Raw genomic sequence first — 12,524 nt, forward strand, 5'->3', positions numbered from 1 at the left:
TCAGCATGCATTGTCAATCAGTATCGTACATGAAATGGTTATTTGTTATCATTATCGGGTTTGCTCCTTTTTCGCTGTTAGCTCAGGGAAATATAAAATGGGCTAAAACTGGTAATGGTTATTATCGTATAGAGGGAGGAGAACTTGCTTTATATACGCTTCCGCAAAATGCAAAAACGACTGTTATTTCAAAAAGCCAGTTAACGCCCCAGGGAGGCCATGCCCCCTTGTCGGTTCGCAGTTTTAGCTTTTCGGGCGATGAAAAAAAGGTGCTGCTGTTTACCAATTCTAAAAAAGTATGGCGCCTGCAAACAAGAGGCGATTACTGGGTTTTCGACAGCAATACCGGTTCACTGACCCGTATAGGCAAAAACAGGCCTGCTTCATCACTGATGTTTGCCAAATTTTCGCCCGATGGCTCCAAAGTAGCCTATGTAAGTGAATACAATTTATATGTTGAAGAGCTGGCCAATGGCACAGTGCAGCAACTTACCAAAGATGGTAACCGCAAATTCATCAACGGAACCTTTGATTGGGTATACGAAGAAGAGTTTTTTTGCAGAGATGGATTTCGCTGGAGCCCCGACAGCAAACATATTGCCTACTGGCAGATCGATGCACGCAAAACCAAAGATTATCTGATGGTGGATAACACCGATTCAGTTTATCCCTTTGCCGTGCCCGTTGAATACCCCATCGCCGGAGAACCACCTTCGCCTTTTAAAATAGGGGTGGTAGATGTTGCTTCTGCCCAAACACAATGGATGGATATTGCTACCGACCCCGTTTTACAAAGCTATGTACCCCGCATGGAATGGGCCGCCAATAGTAATGAACTGATTGTACAGCACCTGAACCGCAGGCAAAACCAAAGCGACCTGTTAGTATGCAATGTGCAAACCGGCGCTTCGCAAATCATTTATACCGAAAAAGATTCTGCATGGATTGATATTCTTCCTCTGTGGGACAACGATTACATCTGGGGTGGCTGGGACTGGATCAACGGAGGTAAAGAATTTATCTGGGCTTCGGAAAAAGACGGCTGGCGCCACCTGTATCGCATTACCCGCGATGGCAAAAAAGAAATACGCATCACCAATGGCAACTACGACGTAATGGAAATTTCAGCCATCGATGAAAAAAGCGGTTATGTATACTTTATGGCCTCGCCCACCAATGGAACCCAAAAATATTTGTATCGCACAAAGCTTACCGGTAAAGGAAAAGAAGAACTGGTATCACCGGTTGGCCAGACCGGTACCCATGAATATGCTGTATCGCCCAACGCCACTTTTGCCCGCCATGTTTTTTCGAACTATTTCACACCCTATACCGATGAATTTGTTTCGTTGCCTGATCATAAAGGATTGAATGGCGAAAACAAAGTGACCGACGCCATTGGCAAGGCCGATAAAGCTACCGGCCTGGAGTTTTTTAAAATAAAAACCGAAGAAGGCGTTGAAATGGACGGGTGGATGGTAAAACCGCTCGACTTCGACAGTACTAAAAAATATCCTGTAGTATTTTATGTGTATACCGAACCCTGGGGACAGAATGTAAGGGATCAGTATGGGGTTGAAAATAATTTCCTGTACAGAGGCAACATGGCTGCCGACGGCTACATTTATATTTCAATCGATAACCGTGGAACACCGGTGCCCAAAGGCCGTGCCTGGCGAAAAGTGATTTACCGCAAAATAGGCGACGTGAATATTCGTGATCAGGCGCTGGCCGCCAAAGAAGTGTTGAAATGGACTTTTGTTGATACTTCACGAATTGCAGTTTGGGGATGGAGTGGGGGAGGATCGGCTACCCTTAACCTGATGTTCCAGTATCCTGAAATTTATAAAACAGGAATTTCGGTTGCCGCAGTGGGCAGTATATTCACCTATGACAATATTTACCAGGAACGGTATATGGGATTGCCCCAGGAAAACAGCATTGATTATATAAACGGTTCACCCATTGCCCATGCTAAAAATTTAAGGGGCGACTTATTGTATATTCATGGCAGCGGCGACGACAATGTGCACTATCAGAATGCCGAGCTTTTATTGAATGAACTGATCAAATACAATAAGCAGTTTCAGTTTATGAGCTATCCCAACCGCACCCACAGCATATCCGAAGGAGCCGGCACATTTGAGCATTTAAGCACCTTGTATACCAATTATCTCAAAGCACATTGCGAACCGGGAGGCAGGTAAGAATTTGGGTTCAGGATACAAAACAAGGTACAAAGACACAAGCGTTAAAATCAGAAATGTTCAACATGTCTATAAAAGCGAAGCAACGGATTTACGGATTAGTGATATTGACAGGGGTTATTGTTTTGCTGTTTATTTTCCGGCTCGAAATATTATTTGCATTTCAGCGAAGTCGTTTAAATAGTTTAGGTTGTAGCCTCAGGCAAAGAACTTCACTTACAGGAGGGTTACAGAATGTACCTCCATGCGAAAAACTGTGGGCTCACCGGATTGATAGTTATGAACGGTTTATGTATATGAAGGATTATTTTGCAGGGCTTGAAACAGACGTAGTATTTGATACTGCTGCACAAAATTTTAGAGTATACCATCCACCGGCTCCTCCAATTGATTTGTTTTTAGACACCTATTTTAAAGAGCTAAAGCAGGGGAATAAAGGATTGTGGATAGATGTAAAAGAAATAGATACTTCGTCTTTTGATAATGCAGCTGATTTTTTTTCAAAATGCCATGCGTTATATGGTATTAAAAAGTACGTTGTTATTGAATCTTCGAGGATTGAGTTTATTAATTTACTGGCTCAAAAAGGCTTTGTATGTTCCTATATGGTACCTATCGAATATTTAAAACCAGGAACATCTGAACGTGTTGTTGATTCAATAAAACAAAAACTGATGCCATCTGTACAATTCGTTTCACAGGAAGATACTTTTTTACCTTACCTGAAAAAGCGATTTGGCGAGAGAAAACAAATTACATGGGCGCTGACATTTACAAACTATTTAAACCTGTCGTATTTTAAATCATTAATTAACGATACCAGCATAAGTGTGGTATTAATAAATTGTAAAAGCAAGGGGTATTTATAAGCAATAGCATTATTTGTATGATTAAAAGAACAAGATTTTTTTTTCTTTTGTATTTATGTTTGCTGGCCATTTATACGCTACTGCGAATATGTTTTTATCTTTTGTATTTTAAAGGACACGCTCAGGGTGCTAACCTGGCAGGAATGTTTTATTGGGGTATACGATTGGATTTTACTGCGTTGTTTTATATAAACCTGCCCTTTGTTTTTTATTATTTTTTCATTCATTATTGGCTGCCAGTTAAAATAAAAACAAATATTGCAGTAATATTATTGTTGTTATTGAATATTCCTTTTTTGGCTATTAATTTCATTGATCTCGCTTATTACCGGATTAATAACCGCCGTAGCACCCTTGATCTTTTATTCGTTTTTAATGATTCACTAAGTGCTGTTTCCACATTCATAAAATTGTACTGGTACCTTGTTGTATCATTTGTGGTCGTAATAGTTCTGTTAGCTATTTGCGCAAAAAAAATATTAAACAGAGAATCTGTTGTAGCCCGTAAAAACTGGTATTTGCATTATACGGCTGGTATAATTACCATTGCGCTTTTTGCTTTATTTGCCCGCGGTACGGCAGCAAGACCCATATTCCCTTCTACTCCTTTACTATATTTTGACGCAGAATATCAGCCACTGGTCGACAATTCAACCTTAAACTTTCTGTATTCGATACGTATGCGGCAAAAGCAACTAAGTATAAAGAACTATTATGAAAAGCATGAACTGGATTCGATATTTACGATACAACGTCAATATAATCAGGTAGAACCTTTTCGCCGTAAAAACGTAGTAATATTTATCCTGGAAAGCTTTTGCAGGGAGCAATTTGAACAAGGCAGCCCTCATCGGGCTAAAACGCCTTTTCTTGATTCGATTATTAAACAAAGTACCTGGTGCAGCAATGCTTTTGCCAACGGAGTAGCTTCCAATCAGGGAATTGTTTCAGTTTTGGGAAGTATGCCACCGCTGATTGACGAACCGTATTATCATTCAATTTATAGCAATAATAAAATACGGGGAATAGGTACTATTTTAAAGGAGCAGGGATATTCAACTCATTTTTTTATGGGTGCCGGACCTGATCATTTTGGTTTTGGTAAGTTTTGCAGAATGGTAGGTATTGACCATTATCATTCCCGCAAAGATTTTAATGACGACAGGTATTTTGATGGTACCTGGGGCATTTACGATCACCGGTTTTTGCAGTATGGTGCTGAGGTTATAAAAAAAGAAAGAGAACCTTTTCTGTCTGTTTTTTTTAATCTGTCTTCCCATATGCCATTTACCATTCCACCTGAATTACGTCAGCAATTTAAGTATGCCGGGAATACTCCTTTTCTCAGAAGTGTAAGTTATGTGGATTATAGTCTGCGTTTATTTTTTGAAAGTATTCAGCATACCAACCTGTATAAAAATACAATCTTTGTTTTTACGGCAGATCACTCAACAATCGGATATATTAAAAAATCATTTGATCCATTTTCCATTTACCGCATTCCTATCTTCATGTTCGATCCGTCGGCCCCTGTATACAGGGAAATCAGGAAACCGGTTCAACAAACTGATATTGTTCCTACCATATTGGATAAACTGGCCTATCGGGGCGCTTTTATGTCGTTCGGACGTTCAATAAATGATACAGTGGAAAGTTATGTGGTTAATAAGTACCAGGGTATGATTCAGGTAACCGACAGCAGTTTTGTGTTAGGGTATAACAACGCAATGGAACAACCTGCATACCTGCTGAACACCAGTAATGATAGTACATTGAAAATTAATTTGCTTGATTCCCTGAAATATGCCGGGGTAAAAAAACGCCTGCTTCGATATGATAAAGCCGTTATACAACGGTACAATAATGCGATGATTCAAAATGATATTTATGTTAAATGATATACAATAGAACTACAATTCATTTTTTATTAACCTTTTTTGCCTGTTCGTTACTGTAACTTAGGGAAAAAGTTTATGCCAATACGTTTACCCTTATCTGGTGTTATTTTACTTTTTGCTTCCTGCACCACCTACCAGTATGCCACCATTAACAGTTCTTCCATTGGTAAGAACGAAAAACAGGAGTTTATAATCGAGAACGACAGCCTGCAGTTAGTGTATAATTTTAACGGCCCTAATGCGCCGGTGAATATTACCATTCACAACAAGCTGAATGTGCCGATGTATATCGACTGGCAGCGATCGGCCATTATCGTTAATGAAAAAGCCATTAGCTATGTGCCTGATAGAGTTCATATAGAAGGCGGCTTTAGTGGTACCACCAGTACATACAATATTCCTGCAAACAACAGCAAAACCTATACTTATCACTCAGGATATGCGTCAACTTCAGGAAATATTCATGCTACCGCAGGTGTGCCCGAGCAAATTGCATTTGTGCCTCCCCAAACCTTTGTTACCAAAACGCCAACGGGTGTTACCTGTCAGCTTATGAGTGTACCCGATTCGGCTTACCATAAGATACATTATCAACTGGTTGAAGGAGCGACCGTACCTATAAAAAAAGCCACCTTTACCGAAAGCACCTCACCCCTTAAATTCAGAAGTTACCTTACGGTGATAGTTGGTGAAAGCACCGGAAAGCCGGTAATTTATGAGCATTCCTTTTATATATCTGAATTATTAACCACTACACAGGGGCCTGAAAATATTTGGCTGGCCAATGTTTACCGGGGCAATCAGTTCTATGTTTTTGGCGACGGATCAACAGCAACTAATACTGTACCGCCTTCTGGTAAGCCAAATGTGAGTGGAAGCGGCCAGTAGTTGATTGAGTATGAACCGGATAGACATTTGTTTGCACATTTTGATGTTTATTTAGTTGATATTCAGTGAATTATAAGCCAATGACGAGTGGTTGTTGCCCTTTTGGTGCCCCCTCGTTGCCCTCATGGTGCCCTTTTGGTGCCCCCGGCTTGCCCTTTTGATGCCTTCCTGTTGCCTTCCGCGTGCCCTCGCGGTGCCCTCCTGTTCGTATTTGGGTGCTTTTGCCGTGCCCTTTTGTTGCCCTTTTTGTGCCCTAAGGGGGCAGGAAGAGGGCAAGCCAATACGACCACAATACGACCACAAACCCACGGAAACCCCACCAATGTACTGAAACCGGGGGCAGAGGGTATGAGGTAATTGTGAATAAATGTTATGAAAAGCGGACTATCCGAAGTGAACAAAAAATGGCCTGCGTATGTTCCAATATCTGCTTCAAAGGAGGTCAATGTTGGGGTAGAGGTGCCAAAAAGGGCTGAAACGGTGAAAATTTTCCTCTTTTCTTTAAAATTTTATGATAATTCTTTTGCTTAATAAATATCAACCCCTACCTTTGCATCCCCATTGGAAAAAATGGGTTTTGCAATATGTCTCAGCGAATCAGAATAAAATTACAGTCTTACGATCACAACCTGGTAGATAAATCTGCCGAAAAGATCGTAAAAACCGTTCGCAGCACTGGAGCTGTGGTAACAGGACCAATTCCCTTACCTACGCGTAAAAAGATTTTTACCGTATTGCGTTCACCCCACGTGAATAAGAAAAGTCGTGAGCAATTTCAATTATGCACCCATAAACGGTTACTGGATATTTATACATCATCCAGCCGTACAGTGGATGCACTGAGCAAGCTGGATTTACCCAGCGGCGTTGAAGTTGAAATTAAAGCATGATAGTATTTGAGTGAACCCTGTCAGGGTTCTAAAAATCCTGACAGGGTTTTTTCATAAAGTTCTTTCAATCCCATCTGTAAACTCTGTTTCCTTAACCGGGCAGATAAAACAGCGCTGGGTTGTATAAAATCGGGAAATGTGAAAGGTGAAACGTGAAAATAGCTGTGAATTATATTTCACGTTTACCGTTTGCCGTTTCACGGTCAAAAATGAGATTTTAAAATTTTTAAAATATGAACTAGCCCTTCGAGGTTAGTTTACTGCCGGTACTTCTTATTCATCCCGCAGGTCGGGACATCAGAAAAGATGACGAAGAACAGGTGAAAGTGACTCCAGGGTCACCTACGCTAAAGCTTCGGTGGCTAACAGAAAAGGTCGGCAGCAAACGGAGATTGAAGTTGCTCATGGTTGTGTGCCTGTCCGCCGCCTGGTGGATAAGCTCCTTACAGAACGCCGGTTCTGCAATCATTTCGCAAATGTCTCTTCAACCACGAAAGGCACAAACCGAACAACGATGAAAGGAATCATTGGTAAAAAAATCGGGATGACCAGCATCTTCAGTCAGGATGGCAAGCAAACTGCCTGCACCATCATTGAAGCGGGTCCCTGTATTGTGACCCAGGTTAAAACTACCGAGTCAGATGGATACAATGCGATCCAGTTAGCTTTTGGAGATAAGAACGAGAAGCACACAAATTCTGCTGAAAAAAATCACTTCGCAAAGGCCAATACAGCCGCAAAGAAATTTGTAAAGGAATTCCGCAATTATTTTACTGAAAAGAATTTAGGCGATGCCATTACTGTTGACATTTTTGCCGAAGGCGAAAAAGTTGATATCGTAGGCACCACAAAAGGTAAAGGTTTTCAGGGTGTGGTAAAACGCCACGGTTTTAGTGGTGTTGGTGAACAAAGCCATGGCCAGCACGACCGTCAGCGTGCTCCGGGTTCAATCGGTAACTCATCCGATGCTTCGCGCGTATTCAAAGGTATGCGCATGGCAGGCCGTATGGGTCAGGACCGCGTGAAAGTAAAAAGCCTGAAGATTGTAAAAGTATTTCCTGATAAGAATTACATCCTGGTAAGCGGATCAGTTCCCGGCCATAACGGAGCAATAGTATATATTCAAAAATAATTCTGTTGATTAAGATTGCGATTCAGTTTTGAAAAGATCGGCAATCGGCAATTTTAAATATAAAGTACGATGCAAGTAGATGTTTTAAATATAAAGGGTGCAAAAACCGGTCGTTCTGTTGAATTACCCGATGATATTTTCGGAGCAGAACCGAATGATCACGTTGTATACCTCGCAGTAAAGCAATATCTGGCTGCACAGCGTCAGGGTACACACAAAGTGAAAACCCGTTTGGAAGTAAAAGGTTCAAGTAAAAAACTGCACCGCCAGAAAGGTACCGGTGGTTCACGTAAGGGTAACATTCGTAACCCGTTGTTCAAAGGTGGTGGTACTATTTTTGGTCCCAAACCCCGCAGTTACGATTTCAAACTGAACCGTAAAGTGAAGGATCTCGCCAAGATCAGTGCACTGGCTTACAAAGCAAAAGAAAATGCAATTTTCGTAATTGAAGATGTTAATCTCGAAGCTCCCAAAACAAAGCAGTTTATTGCTATTATGGAAGCTCTGAAGATCGATGATAAAAAAGCACTGGTAATATTACCTGAGTATAACGACAATCTGCAGCTGAGTGTTCGCAACATACCGAATGCTTTAAGCACGCTGATCGCCGATATGAATACATATGATATTGTGAATTCACAGGTGCTGGTATTGACCGAAAGCGCTGCCAAATTGTTCAGCGAAGAAGAAGTAGAAGCATAATTAATGTGCTAATGTGCAAATGAGAAAATGTGCAAATGCAAAAGCAGAACAGGGGTTGAACCAACATTTTCAAATTTGCTAATTTTCAAATTTTCAAATTTGTTTTCATGAAACTCGCAGAAGTACTGATAAAACCTATAGTTACCGAAAAAAGCAATAAGCTGTCTGATGCTAAAAGAACTTTTGCTTTTCGTGTAAACCGTAAAGCCAATAAACTGGAAATTAAAAAAGCTGTTGAAAGCTTTTACGGTGTTACAGTAACAGAAGTAAATACGGTAGTGGTTCCCGGTAAAGCAAAAAACCGGTTCACCAAATCGGGATTTATTTCAGGTACTAAACCGGCTTATAAAAAAGCGTACGTAAAAGTGGCCGAAGGCGAAAGCATCGATCTGTACGCAAATATTTAAGCGCTCCGCCCCCGAAAGGGCCGGATAAGAATGGCGAGTCAATCGCCGCAAAGAATTGACAAAAGATTTTTAAACAGTATAAGAAGTTAACAATGGCACTTAAAAAATACAAACCAATTACAGCCGGTACACGCTGGAGAATTGGTAATGCATTTGCTGAAATAACTACCGATCAACCTGAAAAAAGCCTGCTGGAGAAAACAAAATCAACCGGTGGCCGTAACGTTCAGGGTAGAAGGTCAATGCGCTATATAGGCGGCGGACATAAAAAAATGTTCCGTATCATCGACTTCAAACGCGATAAGAAAAACATTCCCGGTACAGTTGCATCTATCGAATACGATCCAAACCGTACTGCATTTATCGCGCTGATCAATTATAAAGATGGCGAGAAAAGATATATCATCGCTCCCCAGGGTTTGCAGGTAGGTGCTACCATCGAGTCGGGCGACAGCGTTGCTCCTGAAATTGGTAATGCGCTTCAAATGAAGAGCATGCCTTTGGGTACCAATGTGCACAACATCGAAATGCAGCCTGGTCAGGGTGGAAAGCTGGTACGCAGCGCCGGTACATCGGCTCAGCTTACCAACAAGGAAGAAAAGTACGCTGTATTGAAAATGCCTTCAGGCGAACTGAGAAAAGTACTGATCAATTGCTATGCTACTGTTGGTATAGTAAGCAACAGCGACCACAACCTCGAAATGATGGGTAAAGCCGGTCGTAACCGTTGGAGAGGTATTAAACCCCGTAACCGTGGTGTTGCCATGAACCCTGTAGATCACCCGATGGGTGGTGGTGAAGGTAAAGCTTCAGGCGGTCACCCACGTTCAAGAACCGGTAAATACGCCAAAGGTCTGAAAACACGTAAAAGAGGCAAAGGAAGCGATAAACTGATCATTCAACGTAAAAACGGTAAGAAATTAGCTCAGTAATGCGCTAATGTGGATGAAAAAGTGCGAATGAGTTCTCTGAGTTATATAGCGTTTCATGGTTTTCTCATTTGCTAATTTTCAAATTTTCAAATTTTCAAATTCAAGATATGGGTCGTTCAATTAAAAAGGGTCCTTATGTAGCCGCCAAGCTGGAGCAAAAAGTACTTGGTATTAACGAAGGCAAAACAAAGAAAGGTGTGATTAAAACCTGGAGCCGTCGTTCAACCATTACTCCGGATTTTGTAGGTCATACATTTGCTGTGCACAACGGCAACAAATTCATACCGGTATATGTAACCGAATTTATGGTTGGACATAAACTGGGCGAATTTGCACCTACACGCCAGTTCAAAGGACACTCAAGTAAGAAAATCGCTTAAAGCAGTTTATGGTTTTTAGTTTTTAGTTTCTGGTTGATTCCAAAACGATAAACGATAAACAATAAACGATAAACTTAATATAATGGAAGCTGTAGCTAAACTTAAAAATTATCCCACATCACCCCGCAGAATGCGTTTGCTGGCTGATGAAATACGTGGCGTAGAAGTGGAAAAAGCACTGGCGTTGCTGGAGTTTCACCCGCAACACTCAGCCACTCCTCTGTATAAATTACTGAAGAGCGCCATTAATAACTGGGAGCAGAAAAACGAAGGACAAAGCGCTGCTGATGCCAGCCTGATTGTGAAAACGATTTTTGTAGATGGCGCACGTACTTTGAAAAGAATGTTGCCCGCTCCGCAGGGAAGAGCTTATCGCCTGCGCAAGCGTAGTAACCACGTAACTATAATTGTAGACGTTAAATAATTAGCAAATTTTCAAATTATAATAAATGGGTCAGAAAACGAATCCTATTGGTGCCAGGTTAGGGATTATCCGCGGTTGGGAATCTAACTGGTATGGTAACAAAAAAGATTTTTCTACCAAGTTGATTGAGGATAACAGGATCAGAACTTATCTGAACGCCCGTATCAACAAAGGTGGCATATCAAAGATCGTTATTGAGCGTACGCTGAATAAACTGATCGTTACCATTCATACTTCCAAGCCTGGTATTATCATAGGTAAAGGTGGGAACGAGGTAGATCGCATTAAAGAAGAGTTGAAGAAGCTCACCGGCAAAGAAGACGTACAGATCAACATCCTTGAAATTCGTCGTCCCGAACTGGATGCCATGATCGTAGGTGATACCATTGCCCGCCAGATTGAAAATCGTATTAACTACAAACGTGCTATCAAAATGGCGATCGCTTCTGCACTTCGTATGGGTGCTGAGGGTATCAAAATAAAGATCAGCGGTCGTTTGGGTGGTGCTGAAATTGCCCGTACAGAAGAAATTAAACAGGGTCGTACGCCATTGCATACACTGCGTATGGATATCGATTACGCAAACGTATTTGCGCTGACTGTTTACGGTAAGATCGGTATTAAAGTATGGATCTGTAAAGGCGAAATCCTGGGCAAGAGAGATCTGAACCCCAACTTCGTAGGTGGTAAGAGCGATGTAAGCGACAGAAGAGACAGAAGAGAAGGTGGTGGTGAGCATCATCGTGAAGACAGAAGAGGTGGCGGCGGCGGCCGTGGTGGCGACAGAAGAGGCGGTGGCGGCGGTGGTCAGCACAGAGGTGAAAGAAGACAACAGGACTAAACCAAATTTGAAAATGTGCAAATTTGAAAATTTGAAAATGAAGTCACTGATAGTTTAACTGATTCAGAATTTTCATTTTCATGTTTGCCGGTTTGCTAATTTTCAAATTAACTAATTTTCAAATTTTCAAATTAACAATAAATGTTACAGCCTAAAAGAACGAAACACAGGAAAGCGCAGAAAGGCCGCATCCGCGAAGTAGCCAAGCGTGGTACTACCATCGCTTTTGGTTCTTTCGGTTTGAAAGCTCAGGAAGCGATCTGGTTAACCAACCGCCAGATAGAAGCAGCCCGCCAGGCTATGACCCGTGCTATGAAGCGTGAAGGTAATGTTTGGATCCGCATATTTCCTGATAAACCAATTACCCGCAAGCCACTTGAAGTGAGAATGGGTAAAGGTAAAGGTAACCCCGAATTCTGGGCTGCTGTAGTAGAACCAGGACGTATCTTATTTGAGTGCGATGGTGTAACCGAAGCAGTAGCAAAAGAAGCGCTGGAACTGGCCGCTCAAAAACTGCCTATCAAAACAAAGTTCATTGTTAGGCGCGATTATACAGCATAATGTACTAATTAGCCAATGTGCTGATTTGCTAATGGTTTTTTGATTATCACATTAGCTAATTATCAAATTATCAAATTAATTATATGTCAAAGAGAATTGATTTTGTAAAAAGCCTGAAGGATATGAGCGAGGCAGATCTGAAAGCCCGGGTAGGGGAAGATGAGATGAGGCTTAAAAAACTGGAGTTTGCGCACGCTATATCTCCATTGGAAAACCCAATGAGTATTCGTGACCTGCGCAAAGATGTAGCCCGTTTAAAAACCGAATTAAGAAAAAGAGAGCTGGTGAAATAAATGAGCTAATGTGCCAATTTGCTGATGTGCTAATGAGGTTGCTGCGGGATGAATTGGTGTTTAATTATCACATTAGCTAATTAGCAAATTATCACATTAA

At 41.4% G+C, this 12,524-nt stretch carries 14 protein-coding genes; all 14 read left to right on the forward strand.

Annotated elements, in window-relative coordinates; genetic code table 11:
- The first annotated feature begins 29 nt into the window (after positions 1-29).
- The 14 genes from AC59IL_RS22845 (at position 30) to rpmC (ending at position 12,424) form a co-directional block, all read left to right on the forward strand.
- Complete coding sequence (locus AC59IL_RS22845; RefSeq protein ID WP_496554520.1) at positions 30-2,207, forward strand: S9 family peptidase; 2,178 nt, start codon at positions 30-32, stop codon at positions 2,205-2,207.
- A gap of 65 nt (positions 2,208-2,272) precedes the next feature.
- Positions 2,273-3,076, forward strand: a complete 804-nt coding sequence (locus tag AC59IL_RS22850) for a hypothetical protein (protein ID WP_496554521.1) — start codon at positions 2,273-2,275, stop codon at positions 3,074-3,076.
- A gap of 17 nt (positions 3,077-3,093) precedes the next feature.
- Positions 3,094-4,974, forward strand: a complete 1,881-nt coding sequence (locus AC59IL_RS22855; RefSeq protein WP_496554522.1) for an LTA synthase family protein — start codon at positions 3,094-3,096, stop codon at positions 4,972-4,974.
- Positions 4,975-5,049: 75 nt separating this feature from the next.
- Positions 5,050-5,862, forward strand: a complete 813-nt coding sequence (locus AC59IL_RS22860) for a hypothetical protein (protein ID WP_496554523.1) — start codon at positions 5,050-5,052, stop codon at positions 5,860-5,862.
- 584 nt (positions 5,863-6,446) lie between these two features.
- A complete protein-coding gene (gene rpsJ / locus AC59IL_RS22865; protein WP_014220852.1) occupies positions 6,447-6,752 on the forward strand; it encodes a 30S ribosomal protein S10 in 306 nt (101 codons plus the stop codon).
- Between the two features lie 514 nt (positions 6,753-7,266).
- The gene (rplC, locus tag AC59IL_RS22870; protein WP_496554524.1) at positions 7,267-7,884 is read left to right on the forward strand and encodes a 50S ribosomal protein L3; all 618 of its coding nucleotides are present in this window, start codon (positions 7,267-7,269) and stop codon (positions 7,882-7,884) included.
- A gap of 69 nt (positions 7,885-7,953) precedes the next feature.
- Positions 7,954-8,586: a 50S ribosomal protein L4 gene (gene rplD / locus AC59IL_RS22875; RefSeq protein ID WP_496554525.1), complete on the forward strand. Its 633-nt coding sequence runs from the start codon at positions 7,954-7,956 to the stop codon at positions 8,584-8,586.
- A gap of 107 nt (positions 8,587-8,693) precedes the next feature.
- Complete coding sequence (rplW, locus tag AC59IL_RS22880; protein WP_496554526.1) at positions 8,694-8,993, forward strand: 50S ribosomal protein L23; 300 nt, start codon at positions 8,694-8,696, stop codon at positions 8,991-8,993.
- 92 nt (positions 8,994-9,085) lie between these two features.
- Positions 9,086-9,925, forward strand: coding sequence for a 50S ribosomal protein L2 (rplB, locus tag AC59IL_RS22885; RefSeq protein ID WP_496554527.1), 840 nt, complete (start codon positions 9,086-9,088; stop codon positions 9,923-9,925).
- A gap of 107 nt (positions 9,926-10,032) precedes the next feature.
- On the forward strand, positions 10,033-10,305 hold the full coding sequence (gene rpsS, locus AC59IL_RS22890; RefSeq protein WP_496554528.1) for a 30S ribosomal protein S19: 273 nt from the start codon (positions 10,033-10,035) through the stop codon (positions 10,303-10,305).
- 82 nt (positions 10,306-10,387) lie between these two features.
- A complete protein-coding gene (gene rplV / locus AC59IL_RS22895) occupies positions 10,388-10,729 on the forward strand; it encodes a 50S ribosomal protein L22 (RefSeq protein ID WP_496554529.1) in 342 nt (113 codons plus the stop codon).
- Positions 10,730-10,754: 25 nt separating this feature from the next.
- A complete protein-coding gene (gene rpsC / locus AC59IL_RS22900) occupies positions 10,755-11,570 on the forward strand; it encodes a 30S ribosomal protein S3 (RefSeq protein ID WP_496554530.1) in 816 nt (271 codons plus the stop codon).
- Between the two features lie 141 nt (positions 11,571-11,711).
- Positions 11,712-12,131 (forward strand): 50S ribosomal protein L16, encoded by a 420-nt coding sequence (gene rplP / locus AC59IL_RS22905; RefSeq protein ID WP_496554531.1) that lies wholly within the window; start codon positions 11,712-11,714, stop codon positions 12,129-12,131.
- An 83-nt stretch (positions 12,132-12,214) separates the two neighbouring features.
- Entirely contained in the window at positions 12,215-12,424 is a 210-nt protein-coding gene (gene rpmC, locus AC59IL_RS22910; protein ID WP_496554532.1) for a 50S ribosomal protein L29, read from the forward strand.
- Positions 12,425-12,524 lie beyond the last annotated feature (100 nt).

Source organism: Niastella sp. sgz303648, assembly GCF_059587045.1.

Coding starts and splice junctions, on each gene's coding strand:
- AC59IL_RS22845 (WP_496554520.1), top strand. CDS start 30: ATGAAATGGTTATTTGTTATCATTATCGGGTTTGCTCCTTTTTCGCTG.
- AC59IL_RS22850 (WP_496554521.1), top strand. CDS start 2,273: ATGTCTATAAAAGCGAAGCAACGGATTTACGGATTAGTGATATTGACA.
- AC59IL_RS22855 (WP_496554522.1), top strand. CDS start 3,094: ATGATTAAAAGAACAAGATTTTTTTTTCTTTTGTATTTATGTTTGCTG.
- AC59IL_RS22860 (WP_496554523.1), top strand. CDS start 5,050: ATGCCAATACGTTTACCCTTATCTGGTGTTATTTTACTTTTTGCTTCC.
- rpsJ (WP_014220852.1), top strand. CDS start 6,447: ATGTCTCAGCGAATCAGAATAAAATTACAGTCTTACGATCACAACCTG.
- rplC (WP_496554524.1), top strand. CDS start 7,267: ATGAAAGGAATCATTGGTAAAAAAATCGGGATGACCAGCATCTTCAGT.
- rplD (WP_496554525.1), top strand. CDS start 7,954: ATGCAAGTAGATGTTTTAAATATAAAGGGTGCAAAAACCGGTCGTTCT.
- rplW (WP_496554526.1), top strand. CDS start 8,694: ATGAAACTCGCAGAAGTACTGATAAAACCTATAGTTACCGAAAAAAGC.
- rplB (WP_496554527.1), top strand. CDS start 9,086: ATGGCACTTAAAAAATACAAACCAATTACAGCCGGTACACGCTGGAGA.
- rpsS (WP_496554528.1), top strand. CDS start 10,033: ATGGGTCGTTCAATTAAAAAGGGTCCTTATGTAGCCGCCAAGCTGGAG.
- rplV (WP_496554529.1), top strand. CDS start 10,388: ATGGAAGCTGTAGCTAAACTTAAAAATTATCCCACATCACCCCGCAGA.
- rpsC (WP_496554530.1), top strand. CDS start 10,755: ATGGGTCAGAAAACGAATCCTATTGGTGCCAGGTTAGGGATTATCCGC.
- rplP (WP_496554531.1), top strand. CDS start 11,712: ATGTTACAGCCTAAAAGAACGAAACACAGGAAAGCGCAGAAAGGCCGC.
- rpmC (WP_496554532.1), top strand. CDS start 12,215: ATGTCAAAGAGAATTGATTTTGTAAAAAGCCTGAAGGATATGAGCGAG.